Origin of the sequence: Collinsella aerofaciens (genome assembly GCF_020181355.1) — a bacterium.
Lineage (GTDB): Bacteria > Actinomycetota > Coriobacteriia > Coriobacteriales > Coriobacteriaceae > Collinsella.
Genome location: NZ_CP084004.1, coordinates 616,055 through 632,215, shown reverse-complemented (window position 1 = coordinate 632,215; position 16,161 = coordinate 616,055). Strand labels below are relative to the sequence as shown.

Sequence of the window (16,161 nt, the reverse complement as noted above, 5' to 3'; positions counted from 1 at the left end):
ACGAGCGGCCCCGCAGGGAAGACCCCGGGGCTCGCGGTATTCGGCCGCGTCGAACGTGAGGTTGGGCGCCCATGCGGCGCCAGATCTGGGAGAAGCGGACGACCGGCGCGATATCGTGGGTTTTCTGGCGCGCTTGGCATTTTTTGTCGTGACGCTCTGGCTGCTCTTTGGCGTGGTCTTGGGCGTGGGTGCAGTCACGACTGGCGAGATGGCCCCGCGTATCTGTTCGGGTGACGTCATGCTCTACTGGAGGTTCAGCCAGAGCTTCAACGAGGGTGACGTGGTGGTATACACCGCGGATGGCGCAGAGCGCCTAGGCCGCGTGGTTGCCCGTCCCGGTGATGAGGTCACGATTACCGAGGAAGGCGAGCTCATGGTTAACGGGGCTGTTGTTGTGGAAAGCGACATCACCACGCCGACGCCGCGCTATGAGTCTGCTGTGGACTATCCCGTGCGCCTGGGAACGGATGAGTTCTTTGTACTGGCAGATTTGCGTGAGGGCGGCCACGACAGCCGCCTGTACGGGCCGATTGCCCGCTCGCAGATCAAGGGCAACGTGATCAGCGTGCTGCGCAGGTCGAACCTGTAGGCACGGAGATTGGTTTTATTAAGGGCATATGCCCGAGAGGAAGGATACAACATGAAAACTGGAAAGAGACGACTGACAGCATTTGCAGTTGTGGCTGCCACGATGCTGCTGGCTTTGGTGGGAGTTGTCGCGCCCGCGTGGGCGGAGGACAGTGCCGCTCAACCGCATCTGCCGGTAAAAGACAACAAGGTTACGATCACCTCGACGCTTACCATGAATGAGAATGCCGTGGTGCCTAATGCGACGTTTAACTATTCGATTGCGCCGGCGGATGAGGAGAGTGAGCTTACGAGCACGAGCGGTATGCCCGTTTATGCTGGAGTGACAGACGCCGTCACGCTTTCGCCGACTTCCGTTAATTTTTCCAACAAAGACCTTACAAGCACAGAGAATACCGGTGAGAAAACTAAGACAATAACCGCCAAACTGAGTGCCGAAATTAAAACCTCTCTGTTCAAGGCTCCGGGTATCTATCGATATAAAATTACGCAGACGCCGTCAGGGCTGGACGGTCTCAACGTTACATACAATGAGCTCTTCCTGGATGTTTACGTAGAAAACGAAGAGAATGGCGGTTCGGGCTATGTTGTTAAGGGCTGTATTCTTAGAACAGAAGCAGGCTCGGGCGAGAAGACCGCAGGTTTTTTGAACAAATATGTCACCCATAAGCTGACCATCACAAAGGTCGTCATGGGCAACCAAGGTGACAAGAATAAGGACTTTAATTTTACCTTCACGATTAAAGGCGCTGACGGGGAGAGCTATGAGTACGCCACTGTGAAAAACGGTGCCACCACCATGAGCCAAACTCCAGCTACGTCGGGAACTGCGGTTACCGTAAGCCTTAAGCATGGGGAATCCGTCATCGTTTACGGTCTCTCATCGGAGGATAAATTCGCCGTAACTGAGGCGGATTATCATGGCGACGGTTATAAGACGTCGTACAAGATTGGTGATGGCACCAATTCGACAGAAGGTAGCTCTATTGTCGAGAAAGCTATCGGTGCTTACGACACCACGGTGATCTTTACCAACACCAAGGATGTTACCGTTCCGACCGATGTTATTCGGACGGTCGTTCCCTATGCGGCAATCGTCGCGTTTGCTGCCGTGATGGGCGTGGTCTTCTTCCGTCCTCGTCGTAATCGTCGTTAAAACAGCGAGGATTACAGCCGATGGAGCTTAAACGCATAGCTCGGCTGGCGAGAGCCGGCGACCGCGTGCTTACGTGGTTTGCCGGCTTTCTCGTGCTGCTCATGCTGCTGTACGGGGGCTATTCGCTGTGGGATACAAACAACGTTATGAACGGCGGGTTCATCAGCGATGAGCTGCTGCACTACAAACCCACCGGGACCAACGATTGCGCACGCCTGCAGGATCTGATGGCCAAAAATCCCGACGTTGTCGGATGGGTCACCATCGATGGCACCAACATCGATTATCCCTTCGTTCAGGGAAAAGATAACCAGGAATACCTCAACAAAAACGTGTTGGGGGAGTCCGCGGTTTCGGGAGCGGTGTTTTTGGATACGCGCAACAGCCGCGCGATGACCGATCCCTACAATCTGCTCTATGCGCACCACATGGATAACGGTGCGATGTTTGGCGATGTCGATCGGTTTCTAGACAGGGGCTTCTTTGACCTGCACCGCACGGGCACGCTCTACACAAAGGATGGGGCGTTCCGGCTGCGCATCGTTGCCGTGTGTTCGTTTGCTGCGAGTGATGACATTATCTTTGGGCCGGGAAACCTGGACCAGGCCTCGATGCAGACGCTGCTCACGCATATCTCGCAGACGGCGGTGCATGCGGACATGGATGACGTTGGCCCTGATTCGCGCATCATCGCTCTTTCTACCTGCAGTGATAAAACAAACGGGCGCCGAGCACTTATAGCAGAGGTCTTGTAGCTCATTGAATATTCCGATTAAGCTGCGCCCCATAGGCTGCATCAAGTTTGAGGCTCTCGGTCCATCATGGTAGAGTTGTCCGCGCGTGAATTTCGGCACACTGCGCGCTATCTGAGCTTTTACCGTTTGGAGGAGTGAGCTTGTGAATGCTTCTGTCGCCAAGAAGGCCAGCCAGGCGGTGCGCCTTCTGATGATGGCGCTCACGGCAGTTCTTATCTTTTTCTTCATCAATGTCATGTTGCTCGTCTCCGACATCCAGGGCACGGCGCGCGTGGTCAACTACGCCGGTCTGGTGCGCGGCACCACGCAGCGAATCGTTAAGCTCGAGGATGCAGGCCAGCCACAAGACGACCTGCTCAAGGCCGTTGATTCATACATTAGTGGTTTGCGCTACGGAAGCGACGACCTCAATCTCGTCCGTCTCGATGACGATGAGTATCAGGCAAAGATGACCGAGCTCGCGAGCTATTTTGACAAGCTTCGCACCGAGATTGCCCGTGTGCGCGAAGTCGGCTACGAGAACACCGACATCATCGCCATGAGCGAGGAGTTCTTTGGCATTTGTGACGATGCCACGAGGCTTGCGGAGGACTACTCCCAGGAGAAGGCCACGGCGCTCAATCGCCTTGAGGGTTTGGTGATTATCGACATCGTGGGCCTGGTGGCGACCTTTGCGGTCGAACTTGCTCGCGCGGTGCGCACTGCCGCGCTCAATCGCGAGCTGCAGAACAAAGTCTATCTCGATGAAGCCACGGGACTGCCCAACAAGAACAAGTGCGAGGAAATCTTGGGGCAGGGGCATCCCGTTTCCGCCGAAGCGCCTGTTGCGCTGTGTGTTTTCGATCTTAACAATCTGCATACGGTCAATAACAGCTTTGGCCACGAGAAGGGTGACGAGTACATCCGTTCTTTTGCCCAGCAGCTGGGGTGCGTGGCGTCCGAGACCTGCTTTGTGGGCCGCGACGGCGGCGATGAGTTTATCGCGGTGCTGTGGGATGCCGATCGAGCTGCCGTGGAATCCTGTCTCGCTCGGATTCGTGCGAACGTGAGCGAGTATTCCGAGGCTCACCCCGACATGCCTATCAGCTACGCGGTGGGCTATGCGCTTTCCAGTGATTATGATGAACCGCCCACGATGCGCGAGCTCTTTTCCCAAGCCGACAAAAACATGTACATCGACAAGAACCGCGTAAAGACAGCCGAGGCAGCTGGGCCGCAACGCGAGGAGCGGTAAGCCTGTAACAGAGGGCATAGAAAAGCCTCCGCAGCTCGTGTGGCTGCGGAGGCTTTATTCGTTGCGGTGCATTGTGTTTGGGTCGTTGAGATGAGTCGATTTGCCCCGAAAGAGGAGGGCATTGACCTTAGGGTCATGCCCGACGAATGAGCGGCAAATCGGCCATCTCGGCGAGCCGAACTACTCCAGCTCAAACGCTCCGGTATAGAGCTGGTAGTAATACCCGCGCTTGGCGATCAGCTCGTCGTGGTTGCCGCGCTCGATGATGCGGCCGTGGTCCAGACAGATGATCGCGTCGGAGTTGCGCACGGTGGACAGGCGGTGTGCGATGACAAACGTCGTGCGGCCTTCCATGAGCTTGTCCATGCCGGCCTGCACGATGGCCTCGGTGCGGGTATCGATGCTCGACGTGGCCTCGTCCAGGATCATCGCCGGCGGATCGGCGACGGCGGCGCGTGCGATCGAGATCAGCTGGCGCTGGCCCTGCGACAGCTGGGCGCCGTTGCCGGTGAGCATCGTGTCGTAGCCGTCGGGCAGGCGGGTGATAAAGTCGTCCGCGCCGGCGAGCTTTGCTGCCGCGATGCACTCCTCGTCGGTGGCATCCAGATTGCCGTAGCGGATGTTATCCATCACGGTGCCGGTGAACAGGTTTACGTCCTGCAGCACCACGCCCAGCGAGCGGCGCAGGTCTGCCTTGCGGATCTTGTTGACGTTGATGCCGTCGTAGCGAATCTTGCCGTCGGCGATGTCATAGAAGCGGTTGATGAGGTTGGTGATGGTCGTCTTACCGGCACCGGTGGCGCCGACAAACGCGACCTTCTGGCCCGGCTTGGCAAACACGGACACGCCGTGCAGCACCTCGTGGTCGGGCGTGTAGCCAAAGTCGACGTTGTCCATGACCAGGTCGCCGCGCAGCGGCACGTACTCGATCTCGCCGGTCGCGCGGTGCGGATGCTTCCATGCCCACATGCCGGTGTGGTGGTCGGCCTCCTCGAGCTGCCAGGTATCGGGGTTCACCTGCGCGTTGACGAGCGTCACATAGCCTTCGTCGGCTTCGGGCTTCTCGTCGATGAGTTCAAAGATGCGGTCGGCGCCGGCGAGGCCCATGACCACGGCGTTGATCTGCTGCGAGATTTGGCCGATCTGCCCGCAGAACTGCTTGGTCATGTTGAGGAACGGCACTACGACGGCGATGGACAGCGTCATGCCCGAGATGCTCAGGTTAGGCACGCCCAGCGCCAGGAAAATGCCGCCCGCCAGTGCGACCAGCACGTAGAGCAGGTTGCCCAGGTTCATAAGGATAGGCATGAGGATGTTGGCGTACATGTTGGCCTTCTGCGAGACCTCGAAGAGCTTTTCGTTGCGCTCGTCAAAATCGGCTTCGGCGGCAGACTCGTGGCAGAATGCCTTGACGACCTTCTGGCCGTTCATGACTTCCTCGATATGGCCCTCGACCACGCCGAGTTCGGTCTGCTGCGCAATGAAGAAGCGCGCGGAGTTGGAGCCGAGCAGCTTGGTCATAAAGGTCATAAAGGCGACGCCGGCAATGATGACCAGGCACATCCACACGCTGTAATACAGCATGATGAAGAACACGGTGACGATGACGATGATCGTCATGAGCAGGTTGGGCAGCGACTGGCTGATCATCTGACGCAGCGTGTCGATGTCGTTGGTGTAGTGGCTCATGATGTCGCCGCGCTGGTGCGTGTCGAAGTAGCGAATCGGCAGGTCCTGCATGCGGTTGAACATCTTCTCGCGCAGCTTCTCGAGCGAGCCCTGCGTAACGATGGCCATGGCGCGGTTCCAGAAGAGTGAGGACAGGATGCCGACGCCGTAGATGCAGGCGAGGGTGGTCACAAGCTTCAGAATTTTGGGCTGCGCGGTCGTCCAATCGCCCGACTGCCACGACTTGCTAATAATCTGCAGGGCGCTCTGAAGGAAGGTCGCGCCGATGGAGTTGATGATGGCGCAGAGCACCACGCCGACGACGACGAGGGGCAAAAGCACGGGGTAGAAGCCAAAGAGCGTCTTGATGAGGCGCGACATGGTGCCGCCCTTGCGGTTGAGCGCGCGCTCGGCGGTCGTTGCCTTACTCATGTGCCTCGCCTCCTTCCTGGGTCTGAGCTTGCGTTGCAGATGCCTCGGTGTCGGCCTCGACGGCCCCTTCGCCCTCGGCAGACATCTTGCTTTGCGAGGTAAAGGTCTCGCGGTAGATCTCGCTCGTCTTAAGCAGCTCATCGTGGTTGCCGATCTGCGCGATGCGGCCACCCTCCATGACGATGATGCGGTCTGCGTCCTGCACGGAGCTAATGCGCTGGGCGATGATGAGCTTGGTCGTGTTGGGCAGATAGCTTGCCAGCCCTGCGCGAATCTTGGCGTCGGTCTTGGTGTCGACGGCGCTCGTGGAGTCGTCCAGGATCAAGATCTTGGGGCGACGCAGCAGGGCACGCGCAATGCACAGGCGCTGCTTCTGACCGCCGGAAACATTGGAGCCGCCCTGTTCGATCCAGGTGTCATAGCCCTTGGGGAAGCCGTCGACAAACTCGTCGGCGCAGGCCAGATGCGCGGCCTCGCGGACCTCTTCGTCGGTGGCGTTCGGGTCGCCCCAACGCAGGTTCTCGGCAATGGTGCCGCTAAACAGCACGTTTTTCTGTAGCACCATGGCCACTTGGTGGCGCAGCGCGTCCAAGTCGTAGTCGCGTACATCCACGCCGCCCACGCGCACGGTACCCTCGGTGGCGTCGTACAGGCGGGCGATGAGGTTTACGAGCGTGGACTTGGCCGAGCCGGTGCCGCCGATGATGCCGATGGTCTCGCCGCTCTTAATGTGCAGGTCGATATCGTCGAGCGCCTGGCGCTTCGCATGCGCGGAATACTTAAAGCTCACGTGGTCAAAGTCGATGGAGCCATCGGCGACCTCGAGCACGGGCTCGGCGGGATCGGCGATCGTGGGCTCGGCGGCCAGCACCTCGGTGATGCGGTGCGCCGATTCGTCGGCCATGGTCACCATGACAAAGATCATCGATAGCTGCATCAGGCTCATGAGGATTTGGAAGCCATAGGTAAAGATCGAGGAGAGCTGGCCCACGTCGAACAGCGTGCCCTGGCTCGTGATGATGAGCTTGGAGCCCAGGTAGATGATGACGACAAACGCGCCGTTGACGCAGATGTTCATCATGGGGTTGTTAAAGGCAAGCAGCTTCTCGGCGCGGGTGAAGTCCATCTGGACGTCGCGCGCGGCGGTCGCGAACTTCTCCTTCTCAAAGTCTTCGCGCACGTAGCTCTTAACCACGCGCATGCCGGTGACGTTTTCCTCGACGGACTCGTTAAGGGCATCGTACTTGTGGAACACGCGCGAGAAGATGGGGCGCACCTTAAAGATGATAAAGAACAGTCCAAAGCCCAGCAGCGGAATGATGACCAGGTAGACCATGGCAACGCTGCCGCCCATGATAAATGCCATGGTAAAGGCGAAGATCAATACCAGCGGCGCGCGCACGGCGATGCGGATGATCATCATAAAGGCCTGCTGCACGTTGTTGATGTCGGTGGTCAGGCGCGTGACGAGCGAGGAGCTCGAGAACTCATCGATGTTGGCAAAGCTGAACGTCTGGATCTTGTAGAACAGGTCGTGACGCAGGTTCTTGGCGAAGCCGCAACTCGCATTGCTGCAGGTGACGCCGGCAGCGGCACCGAAAGCAAGCGACGTCAGCGCGATGAGCACCAAAAAGCCTGCGGTGGGAAGCATCTCGGCTACGGTGGCGCCGTCTTTGATGGCGTCGATCAGGTTGGCGGTGATAAATGGAATCAGCATCTCGCAGAGCACCTCGCCAAGTACGAGCAACGGCGTGGCAACGGTGACTTTCATATAGTCGCGGATGCTGCCCATGAGGGTTTTAATCATCCAGTTCCTCCCAAGTTTTGCGGATTTTCTCGAGCATCTCGGCGAGCTGTTCGCGCTCGTCGTGGGTGAGCGCGCTAAAGGCCTGTTCCCTAAAGCGGATGCGCGAGGCTTGGTCGATGCGGGCCTTCTCCCAGCCGATCTCGGTTAGGCGAATGGTGAGCTGCCGGCGATCTTTTGGATTGCGGCTGCGCTCGATGATGCCGGCGCACTCGAGCTTGGACAAGATTTCGGAAAGCGACCCCGGCTTGAGGTCGAAGTGCATGCCAAGTTCCTGCTGCGACATCTCGCCGTTTTCCTGCTTGGCGAGCAGGCAGACGATGGGCGCCTTGCCGGACACGCCACCGCCGTGAAAGTGCATGTAGTGGCCGCAAAAGCCTAGGCCGCTCAGGATGCGCTTGGCGAGCTTGTCTTCGCCGTTAACTGCTTCGGGCACGTCTGCCGGCTCCGAAGGATCGCCGCCGGGCTCATGCGGGCGAAGGTTAAGGGGTTCATCGCACATGAATTCGTATCGCTCCTTTCTTTAGTTAGGTAGTGGAATTGTTTTGTGCCTAACTAATCTAGGAGTGCTATACAGGAATGTCAAGGTACCAAAGTAGTTGTTGCGCGGTTTTACCAAACCTATTGGTCCCGCCGTTCTAACGAACGGCGGACCAGCCGACGCTGCGCGGGCCGCATTTGGACAATCTGACGTTCAACTTCAAGGGCGCGACCAGAAGGTCAGCGCCCTTTCGTTTCACGTCACCTTGCCTCAAATGCGACCCGCTCGCTGGCATTGCCAAAACATCGACGTTTACATGTTGGAATGATCCCTTGGGGACGGAGGAAAAGGGATCATTTTCCGAAACCTTTCCGCAACAATTTGCCCTCCACGGCGCCAGCGCCCGCCTGCCGTGCTCCCTGCGCTACACTTAGTCGCACTGTGGCGCTGCCGCGCCGCGCCCGAACCAAGGGGGACACTCATGAAGAACACTCAGCTGCTGCTGATTAACGATATGTGCGGCTACGGCAAGGTTGCGCTTTCCGCCATGCTGCCGGTGCTGTCGCACATGGGTTACCGTATCCACAATCTGCCGACGGCACTTGTGTCCGATACGCTCAACTACCCCAAGTTCTACATCCACGACACCACCGAGTACGTGCGTCAGAGTCTTGCCATCTGGGAAGAGCTCGGCTTTGAGTTCGACGCCATCTCGACCGGCTTTATCGTGACCGAGGAAGAGACGCGCATCATCTCGGACTTTTGCCACCGCCGTGCGCAAAAGGGCACCAAGGTGTTCGTCGATCCCATCATGGGTGACAACGGCAAGCTCTATGCGGGCGTGCCCGAGTCCACGATTGGCCTCATGAGGCACCTGCTCGAGTGCGCCGACTACGCGGTTCCCAACTACACCGAGGCGTGTCTGCTCACCGATACGCCTATCGCCGAGCAAATTACGCCCGATGAGGCCCGCGCCCTTGTGGACGCCGTGCGCGAGCTGGGTGCCAAGTCGGTGGTCATTACGAGCGCCGTAGTCAATGGCACGAACGCGGTTATCGGTTACGACCATGTGGCGGGGGAGTACTTTACGATTCCCTTTGAACTCATTCCGGTCTATTTCCCGGGCACGGGCGACACGTTCTCGGCGGTGCTCGTCGGTCGCGTTATGGCAGGTTGGAGTCTGCAGCGCGCGACGTCCGATGCCATGCGTGTGGTGGCTGAGCTTATCGAGCGCAATGCCGACCAAGAGGACAAGTCGGCCGGCCTTCCCATCGAGGCCTGCCTGGATGTGATCGACCATGAGTAGCGCCGACGAGGGCGCCAAGCCCGCGGGCGAAGGTAAGCCGCTCGGCGCGCCGCGTGGCAAGCGCCCGCGTATTCGCATTAGCTGCGTGGACCAGCTGGGTGCATGCCGCTGCCACCACGGTCACAGGCCGGGCGACGTCTTCGACTTTGACCGCGACCGCGGCAAGATGTGTGCCATGGCCTGCCATGTGGGCTTTCCCTATATCGATATCCTGCGCTATGGCGGAACCGTGCCCGGCAACGAGCCCGGCACGGCAAAGTTCTGCTGCCCCGAGGTCGATACGTTGAACGTTTGGCTCGCCGAGATCGTCGACGAGTAATCGAGCGTAGATTTTCTCCCGTCAAGATAATGAGCGTGGATAATCTCCCGTCTAGAGCGCGCTTGAACGCTCAAAGTGGGAGATTATCCACGCTCAATTTGCATGCGGGAGAAAATCCACGCTCGTTTTATGCCGATGGCGCGGCTCGTGTGTCTGCGCCGCCCGAACGTCTACAGCTGCTCGAGCATGGCCGTGCAGCCGGCGAGCACATCGCGGTACGTGGCATCAAAGTTGCCGGTGTACCAAGGGTCGGTGACGTCGCCGGGTCGATCGGTCCAATCGAGCAGGCGCGAAATCTTGCCGTCGGGGTCGCAACCGAAGATGCGGCGCAGACCGCGCGCGTTCTCGGCATCCATATAGACAATGTGATCCCAGTCGGCATACTCCGCGCGACGCACCTGGCGCGCGCGGTGCGGGACAACGGGAATTCCGACCTCGCGCAGCTTGGCAACGGTGCCATGATGCGGCGGATTGCCAATCTCCTCGGTCGAGGTCGCGGCAGAATCAATAACGAACTCCGCTTCGCGTCCGGCACGGCGCACCAGTTCGGTAAACACCGACTCAGCCATCGTCGAGCGACAGATATTCCCGTGGCAGATAAACAGTACGCGTTGCATGAACGGTTCCTTTCTGGGCGGTCGCGCGGGGCTTACAGACTGCCCTTGAGGCAGTTCGCTCCGATAAAGCCCGCTGCGTACAAGGGGAGATGGCACAGCTCGCGTCCGCCATCGATTTCACTGCGCGCAAAATTATTCTCAGACAAAATGTAGGCATACGGCGACCGGGCTTTGTCCATAAAAGACCCGAGGGTTCTCGCACGCACGTTGCGCGCGGACTTTACCTCGACGGGCACGATCTCCATGCGGTCGGTCTGGAGTAGAAAGTCGAGCTCGCCGTTTGTCTTCCAAGAAGACGGCGGCATCCAATAGTACGTCTGCAAGCCATTGCCCGAAAATGCCTGCATGACCGAGTTTTCCGCCAAGGCACCTCGAAAGTCAGAAGACAGCGCAATGGCGGAATCCTCTTTGAGGTCGAGCCAGAGCCGCGGGTTGATGCCGAGTTTGTAGAACATGAGGCCCGTATCGAGAAGATAGACCTTAAAGAAACTCCCGTCTTCGTCGTCGAAGGGGACGAGGGGAGGTTCGACGCCTTCGGTCAGGTTGTTGACCGATATGATTCCGGCGCCCTCGAGCCAGTCGAGTGGCTCGATGAGCTTGGCGCGCCGGCCTCCGCGTTCGACCTCGGAGTACTTGAATTTTTTTGTGGACGATCTCAGCAGTTGGGACGGAATGGAGCGCCAGACCTTGCGCGCTGCCACGCCGCTGATCCCGTTTTCGGGGTCGGTCATATCGGCGGTGTAGGTCTCGTCGATTTCGCGCTGCTCGACGCGCGCATCTTCGATGGATAGCGTCTTGCAATATGCGTTGACGGCGGCGGGCATGCCGCCCACGATCTGGTATCGATGAAACAGGTTGAGCGCTGCTTGGTGTGCGACGTAGGTCTCGAGCGTGCCGGCGTGGGTACGAATGGCATCCGCCATTTGCTCCTCACCGAGCGCCCAGAGAAACTCTTCGAACGACATGGGATGCATGATCTCTTGGCGGACGCCGCTGGGAAAAGGCAACTTGCGCTTGCGCATAGCGACGCCGAGCTGGCTGCCGGTCGCGCATATGCGCCAGCCCGAACCCGAGAAAAAGCGAAGCGAATTGAGCGCCCGTTCGCAGAGCTGCACCTCGTCAAACAGGATGAATGCGGTTTCCTTGCGAATGGGGGTGCGTTTATAGTCTGAGATTCGTGCCACGATGGTGTCGACGTCGTCGGTGGGGCAGTCGAACAGCGGGGCAATCAGCTCAAGATCGGTCTGAAAGTCGAGTTTGACAAACGCATCGCCGGCGATTCGTCTGCCGATTTCCTCGGCAGCATATGTTTTGCCTACACGTCGCGCACCACGGATAAGGAGGGGGCGCGAGGCGTCCTTTGTCGCCCATGATTCGATAACGGATTCGATTGATCTGCGCATGGGGCTGCCTTTCCAATTTCGTGTACTTCAAATACATAGTTTAGTATGATTTCGTGTACTTCAAATACACGAAATTATGGAAAAACGTGTATTTGAAGTACACGAAATTGAACCGCCGGAGCCTGCAAGCGGATGAGCGCTGCTCATGCCGGGTGGTTTCTACCAGGCGCTCGCCACTCTGGTCTGTACCTGCCCCGACTCGATCCCGCCCCTATGCCTGCATCGAAGATTGTGCTGCGTGGTGGCGCTCCCAGCGCGCCAGCTTGATCGTCACCAGCGTGAGTACCCAGGCCACGAGCGAGAACGCGGCGCCAACCGCGCCAACGTAGGAAATGCCAATGCCGCTTACCACGGCGCCGCCCACCGCGGTGCCAAACGAAATGCCGACATTAAACGCCATGGGTTCCACCGAACTCGCGAGCACCATCGATTTGGGATGGCGGCTGCGGGCCACGTCCATAAAGTGCGTGATGCACGAGACCGAGAACAGGTACATGAGCATCGCTAGGCTGAAGACAAAAACGAGCGCAAGGGGCATGGCGGCGCCTACGGCAAACAGCCCAAACAGAGCCGCGGCCTGGAGCACAAACGTCACGAGCAGCGCCTTCATGCCAAAACGCGCATCGATCCATCCGCCCAGGATGTTCGAGATCAGGCAGAACACGCCGTAGGCCATAAGTGTGGTGCTCGCCTGAACGGTGCCCATGCCCAGCACCTGCTCCAGATAGGGCGTCACGTAGCCGTAAAACACGTAGACCGACCCCACGCCAAACAAAAAGATGAGCATGCCGGTGATGATGCTCGGCTCGCGCAGAAGCCCCGCCTGCTCGCGGAAGGTGGCAGGCTCGTCGGTCTGCCCGGCGCGCGGCATAAACGCCACGAGCGCGGCGCAGATCAGAACGGCAAAGGCGAGCGTGCCGTACATGGCAACGTGCCAGTCGAGCGTATCGGCCACAAACTTGCCGATCGAGGTCACAAAGACCATCGCCACGGAAAACGCGCCGTACACCACCGAGATGGCGAGCGAGGTCTGCTGTGGGGACAGCAGCTCGGGGATATACGTCACGCCCACGGCGAGCAGTGCGCCCGAGACGGAGCCCAAGATGATGCGCGAGGCAAACAGCACTTGAAAGTTGGGCGCCAGCGCCATAACAAGATTGCCCAGTACAAAGACGATGCTGTAGCACACGAGCAACTGATAGCGGCGGAAGCGTCCCGTGCTGAGCGCAAGCGCCGGCGTTGCGATGGCGTAGACCAGCGCGAACACGCTGATGAGCTGGCCCGCGGTGGCAAGCGAGATGCCGAGTTCTGTCGCCAGGTCGCTCTCGATGCCGATAACCACGAACTCCGAGCAGCCGAGCGAGAATCCCAACAGCACGAGCAGCGCCAGGCAGAGCTTGGTGCGCGCGGGGGAGAGCGCGGCGGCGGTTGGCTTACTTTTAGGCGTGGTTGCGGCGGTCAAGGTTGTCACTCCAATGTCGCATGAATAAGCGGGATTCAATCCCTGCAATTCTAACAGAATGTGACAAAGAGACAGTCCCTTTGTCACATGGAGGGCTTGCCTGTATAGTCGCAATACAGGCGAAGATGGTCTCAGGTACATCGCGGGCGGCAGGAGATCCCATGGGTATGCACACGACAAAGGTTGCAGTGGGCGAGGGCAAGTTTGCGCTCGAGGCCCAGCTGACGGTGACGCCGCGAGGCATGGCGGTGTACGCCTGCTCGCCGGAGTTTGCGCACCTGGGCGCCACGGCGCAGGCCATTCCGCGCCCCGAGCCCGGCCGTACGGCAACGGTGAGCATCCTGGCCGTTCCGTGCCATCGAGACGAGATCCCGGCGCACGATATCGCGGCGGCGCTGGCCACGCGCTTTGGCGTGCCGGTAGTTGCAAGCACGGGTTTTCATGTTGAACAAGCGAGCGGTGACGACCTGCAGCGCGTGCTCGACACCACCAAGGAGCTCATCGCCGCGCTCGAGGAAGCCGCAGCCCGCATTCTGCGCGCCGGCTGGGATGAGGGCGGTGCGGGCGCCGAGGTCGTGGCGGTCGATGCTGCGACCGGCGAGGCGCTTGGCCCCGTCGACCGCATCGAGGCCCATGCTGGTGAGGGCATCCTGCATCAGGCATTTCTGACGCTTTTGGTCGAGGGCCGGGGCGAAGACGCGCGCCTGCTGCTCTGTCGCCGCAGTCCGCTCAAGCGCCTGTGGGGCGGGGTGCTGGCCGATAGCTGCGCCGGCCATCCGCTCCCCGGGGAAGACGTCGCGGCCGCCACGGCGCGCCGCATCAACGAAGAGCTCGGCATTACGCGCGAGCCCGATCAGCTCAAGCACCTCGGACACGTGGTGTACCGCGAGGACCACGGCGACGGTCGCTGCGAGTGCGAATGGTGCGAGGTCTACCTTGCCCATGTTGAGCCGGGCGAGCTGCATATCAACCAAGAGGAGATCTCGGAAGTGCGTCGCGTGGCTCCGTCCGAGCTCAAAGGCTACCTGCAGGGTCACCTCGAGCAGCTGGCCCCCTGGCTCCGCGAGGCCCTCGGCGACCCATTCATCCGCACGGCCCTCGCTATGTAAAAAAGACAGTCCCTTTGCCACATCCAAACCGTCACAACATTCGGCGAAAATCTCGAAAACGAGGAAAAGCGTCGAATGTTGTGACGGTTTTTGTCTAGGGAATCGCTTCTCATCCAAAAAATCCGCTTGACTGTATTGCCGCAACACAGCGCAACGTAAGGGGTGTCCGATAACGGGCGCCCCTTTTTAAGCGGCAACATGGCTGCGAATTCGGAGCGCCCCCAACAAGAAAGGTGGGGAGATGGAAGCGGAAAAGAAGGCGTTTAAGATCACCAAGCGCGAAATTGGCTTTGTGCTGGGTATCGTTGTCTTTTTGCTGGTGAAGTTTCTTCCTTTGGCGGAGCTGAGCTCGACGGTCGAGCTCACGGTCGGCGGTCAGACCTGTCTGGCACTGACGCTCGCCACGGTGGTGTTCTGGGCATGCGGCGTGGCACAGCCGGGCTTTGTGGGCCTGCTCTACTGCGCACTGCTCGTCCTGTTCAAGGTGTGCGTGGACGACACGGGCGCCGCGAGCATCTCGGCGACGGTCGCCTCCACGTTTAGCTCGTGGACCAAGGCCACCATGTGGCTCGTCATCGGCGCCTACCTCATCGCCAGCGCGGTCAAGGAGTCGGGCCTGGGCGAGCGCATCGCCTACGCGTTCATGCTCAAGTTCGTGCGCGATGCCAAGTCGCTCATCATCTCGATCTTCGCGCTCACCTTTGTGCTGTCGCTGCTGATCCCGCATCCGTTCCCCCGCGCCTTCCTCATCCTCGCCGTCGTCTCGGTCATCGCCGAGTCCGCCGGCTACGGTGACGACGACAAGGGCAAGCTCGGCTTCCTCGTGTTTGCCGCTGCCGCCCCGGGTTCCATGTTCTTCCTGACGGGCGACTCCACGCTTAACCCGCTCGTTGCGCAGTACAGTGCCGAGGCCGGCGGCATGAGCCCGTCCTTCGTCGACTGGTTCCTGTACATGAGCGTGCCTATGCTGGTTGCGCTGCTGTGCACCCTGTTCCTGGGCCTTTTCCTCTTTAAGCCCAGCAAGGAGCTCGTCTACGATCGCGAGCAGATCGTGGCCAAGCAGGCCGCGCTCGGCAAGCTCTCCGTCAAGGAGATCCGCACCATCGTGTGGCTTGTCATCGCCATCGCGCTGTGGCTCACCGTCTCGGGCGACTATATCGGCTGGGTCACCCTGGCCATTGGCGTTGCTCTCGCCATGCCCATCATCGGCGAAGTCCTCACTCCCGCCAGCTGGAACGCTGTCGACATCAAGTCCCTCATGTTCCTGACGGCCGCCATGGCCGTGGGCTCCGTGGGCGGTGCCACCGGCATGAACGCCTGGATCGCCGACGTCGTGCTCCCCAGCTCCGTGCCTGAGAACATCTTCCTGTTCGCCCTGCTCGTCGCCGCGCTTTCCATGATCATCCACATGTTCATGGGCTCGGTCATGGCCGTGCTCGGCGTGTGCGTGCCGGCATTTATCAGCTTTGCCGCCGGCTCCAGCGTGAGCCCACTCGCCGTGGCGCTCATCGTCTTCACGTCCATCAACATCCACTACATCCTGCCGTTCCATAACCTGCCGATCCTTATCGGCGAAGGCAAGGACGCCGGCGGCTACACCTCCAAAGAGGCTATGCGCATGGGCATCCCCCTCACCGCGGTCGTCTTTGTCGTCGTGCTGGTCGAGGCCGCCTGGTTCCACCTCTTTGGCCTGATGTAAGCGGTCGAGCGCCCCGGCTGTAAGCAGCCAAGCGCTTGAACTTCGAGTGGTCGAGCGCTCCATTTGTGAGCGCCGCGGCCCCATTACGTTACCCCGTCCGGCGGCACCCCGTCGCCGGACACTCTCCC

General features: G+C 59.7%; 14 protein-coding genes. 8 read left to right on the top strand and 6 right to left on the bottom strand.

The window, feature by feature from the left end:
* Positions 1–61: 61 nt before the first annotated feature.
* From lepB to LCQ44_RS02765, 4 genes are all read left to right on the top strand, one after another.
* Positions 62–589 (top strand): signal peptidase I, encoded by a 528-nt coding sequence (lepB, locus tag LCQ44_RS02780; protein ID WP_050766161.1) that lies wholly within the window; start codon positions 62–64, stop codon positions 587–589.
* 51 nt (positions 590–640) lie between these two features.
* Positions 641–1,744 carry a DUF7601 domain-containing protein gene (locus LCQ44_RS02775; protein WP_225094012.1) on the top strand — a complete coding sequence of 368 codons (1,104 nt, stop codon included), beginning with the start codon at positions 641–643 and terminating at the stop codon, positions 1,742–1,744.
* Between the two features lie 20 nt (positions 1,745–1,764).
* Positions 1,765–2,499: a class B sortase gene (gene srtB, locus LCQ44_RS02770; protein ID WP_006235673.1), complete on the top strand. Its 735-nt coding sequence runs from the start codon at positions 1,765–1,767 to the stop codon at positions 2,497–2,499.
* Positions 2,500–2,641: 142 nt separating this feature from the next.
* Positions 2,642–3,733: a GGDEF domain-containing protein gene (locus LCQ44_RS02765; RefSeq protein ID WP_225094011.1), complete on the top strand. Its 1,092-nt coding sequence runs from the start codon at positions 2,642–2,644 to the stop codon at positions 3,731–3,733.
* Positions 3,734–3,913: 180 nt separating this feature from the next.
* On the opposite strand, the gene LCQ44_RS02760 is transcribed toward LCQ44_RS02765, so the two are convergent.
* The 3 genes from LCQ44_RS02760 to LCQ44_RS02750 are packed head-to-tail and all read right to left on the bottom strand — an operon-like array spanning position 3,914 to position 8,139.
* Positions 3,914–5,833: an ABC transporter ATP-binding protein gene (locus LCQ44_RS02760; RefSeq protein WP_225094010.1), complete on the bottom strand. Its 1,920-nt coding sequence runs from the start codon at positions 5,831–5,833 to the stop codon at positions 3,914–3,916.
* Positions 5,826–7,640, bottom strand: a complete 1,815-nt coding sequence (locus LCQ44_RS02755; RefSeq protein ID WP_225094009.1) for an ABC transporter ATP-binding protein — start codon at positions 7,638–7,640, stop codon at positions 5,826–5,828. Before LCQ44_RS02755 ends, LCQ44_RS02760 begins: the two co-directional genes overlap by 8 nt.
* Positions 7,633–8,139: a MarR family winged helix-turn-helix transcriptional regulator gene (locus tag LCQ44_RS02750; RefSeq protein ID WP_225094008.1), complete on the bottom strand. Its 507-nt coding sequence runs from the start codon at positions 8,137–8,139 to the stop codon at positions 7,633–7,635. Before LCQ44_RS02750 ends, LCQ44_RS02755 begins: the two co-directional genes overlap by 8 nt.
* A gap of 460 nt (positions 8,140–8,599) precedes the next feature.
* On the opposite strand from LCQ44_RS02750, the gene LCQ44_RS02745 reads away from it, so the two are divergent.
* Positions 8,600–9,424 carry a PfkB family carbohydrate kinase gene (locus LCQ44_RS02745; protein ID WP_117843253.1) on the top strand — a complete coding sequence of 275 codons (825 nt, stop codon included), beginning with the start codon at positions 8,600–8,602 and terminating at the stop codon, positions 9,422–9,424.
* Entirely contained in the window at positions 9,417–9,743 is a 327-nt protein-coding gene (locus tag LCQ44_RS02740) for a TIGR04076 family protein (RefSeq protein WP_225094007.1), read from the top strand. Before LCQ44_RS02745 ends, LCQ44_RS02740 begins: the two co-directional genes overlap by 8 nt.
* 170 nt (positions 9,744–9,913) lie before the next feature.
* On the opposite strand, the gene LCQ44_RS02735 is transcribed toward LCQ44_RS02740, so the two are convergent.
* The 3 genes from LCQ44_RS02735 to LCQ44_RS02725 all read right to left on the bottom strand — a co-directional run bounded on the left by LCQ44_RS02735 (position 9,914) and on the right by LCQ44_RS02725 (position 13,234).
* Positions 9,914–10,360 carry a low molecular weight protein-tyrosine-phosphatase gene (locus LCQ44_RS02735; protein WP_225094006.1) on the bottom strand — a complete coding sequence of 149 codons (447 nt, stop codon included), beginning with the start codon at positions 10,358–10,360 and terminating at the stop codon, positions 9,914–9,916.
* 32 nt (positions 10,361–10,392) lie between these two features.
* The gene (locus LCQ44_RS02730; protein ID WP_225094005.1) at positions 10,393–11,763 is read right to left on the bottom strand and encodes an ATP-binding protein; all 1,371 of its coding nucleotides are present in this window, start codon (positions 11,761–11,763) and stop codon (positions 10,393–10,395) included.
* Positions 11,764–11,974: 211 nt separating this feature from the next.
* On the bottom strand, positions 11,975–13,234 hold the full coding sequence (locus tag LCQ44_RS02725; protein WP_225094004.1) for an MFS transporter: 1,260 nt from the start codon (positions 13,232–13,234) through the stop codon (positions 11,975–11,977).
* Positions 13,235–13,392: 158 nt separating this feature from the next.
* Here LCQ44_RS02725 and LCQ44_RS02720 point away from each other — a divergent pair, with 158 nt between their 5' ends.
* On the top strand, positions 13,393–14,334 hold the full coding sequence (locus tag LCQ44_RS02720) for an isopentenyl-diphosphate Delta-isomerase (protein WP_225094003.1): 942 nt from the start codon (positions 13,393–13,395) through the stop codon (positions 14,332–14,334).
* Between the two features lie 241 nt (positions 14,335–14,575).
* Complete coding sequence (locus tag LCQ44_RS02715) at positions 14,576–16,033, top strand: SLC13 family permease (RefSeq protein ID WP_070100742.1); 1,458 nt, start codon at positions 14,576–14,578, stop codon at positions 16,031–16,033.
* Positions 16,034–16,161 lie beyond the last annotated feature (128 nt).

What these genes read in the sequence shown, in the direction of transcription:
- LCQ44_RS02750 (WP_225094008.1), bottom strand. Translation starts at nt 8,139, where the DNA reads ATGTGCGATGAACCCCTTAACCTTCGCCCGCATGAGCCCGGCGGCGAT.
- LCQ44_RS02755 (WP_225094009.1), bottom strand. Translation starts at nt 7,640, where the DNA reads ATGATTAAAACCCTCATGGGCAGCATCCGCGACTATATGAAAGTCACC.
- LCQ44_RS02745 (WP_117843253.1), top strand. Translation starts at nt 8,600, where the DNA reads ATGAAGAACACTCAGCTGCTGCTGATTAACGATATGTGCGGCTACGGC.
- srtB (WP_006235673.1), top strand. Translation starts at nt 1,765, where the DNA reads ATGGAGCTTAAACGCATAGCTCGGCTGGCGAGAGCCGGCGACCGCGTG.
- LCQ44_RS02735 (WP_225094006.1), bottom strand. Translation starts at nt 10,360, where the DNA reads ATGCAACGCGTACTGTTTATCTGCCACGGGAATATCTGTCGCTCGACG.
- LCQ44_RS02775 (WP_225094012.1), top strand. Translation starts at nt 641, where the DNA reads ATGAAAACTGGAAAGAGACGACTGACAGCATTTGCAGTTGTGGCTGCC.
- LCQ44_RS02720 (WP_225094003.1), top strand. Translation starts at nt 13,393, where the DNA reads ATGCACACGACAAAGGTTGCAGTGGGCGAGGGCAAGTTTGCGCTCGAG.
- LCQ44_RS02730 (WP_225094005.1), bottom strand. Translation starts at nt 11,763, where the DNA reads ATGCGCAGATCAATCGAATCCGTTATCGAATCATGGGCGACAAAGGAC.
- LCQ44_RS02740 (WP_225094007.1), top strand. Translation starts at nt 9,417, where the DNA reads ATGAGTAGCGCCGACGAGGGCGCCAAGCCCGCGGGCGAAGGTAAGCCG.
- LCQ44_RS02715 (WP_070100742.1), top strand. Translation starts at nt 14,576, where the DNA reads ATGGAAGCGGAAAAGAAGGCGTTTAAGATCACCAAGCGCGAAATTGGC.
- LCQ44_RS02760 (WP_225094010.1), bottom strand. Translation starts at nt 5,833, where the DNA reads ATGAGTAAGGCAACGACCGCCGAGCGCGCGCTCAACCGCAAGGGCGGC.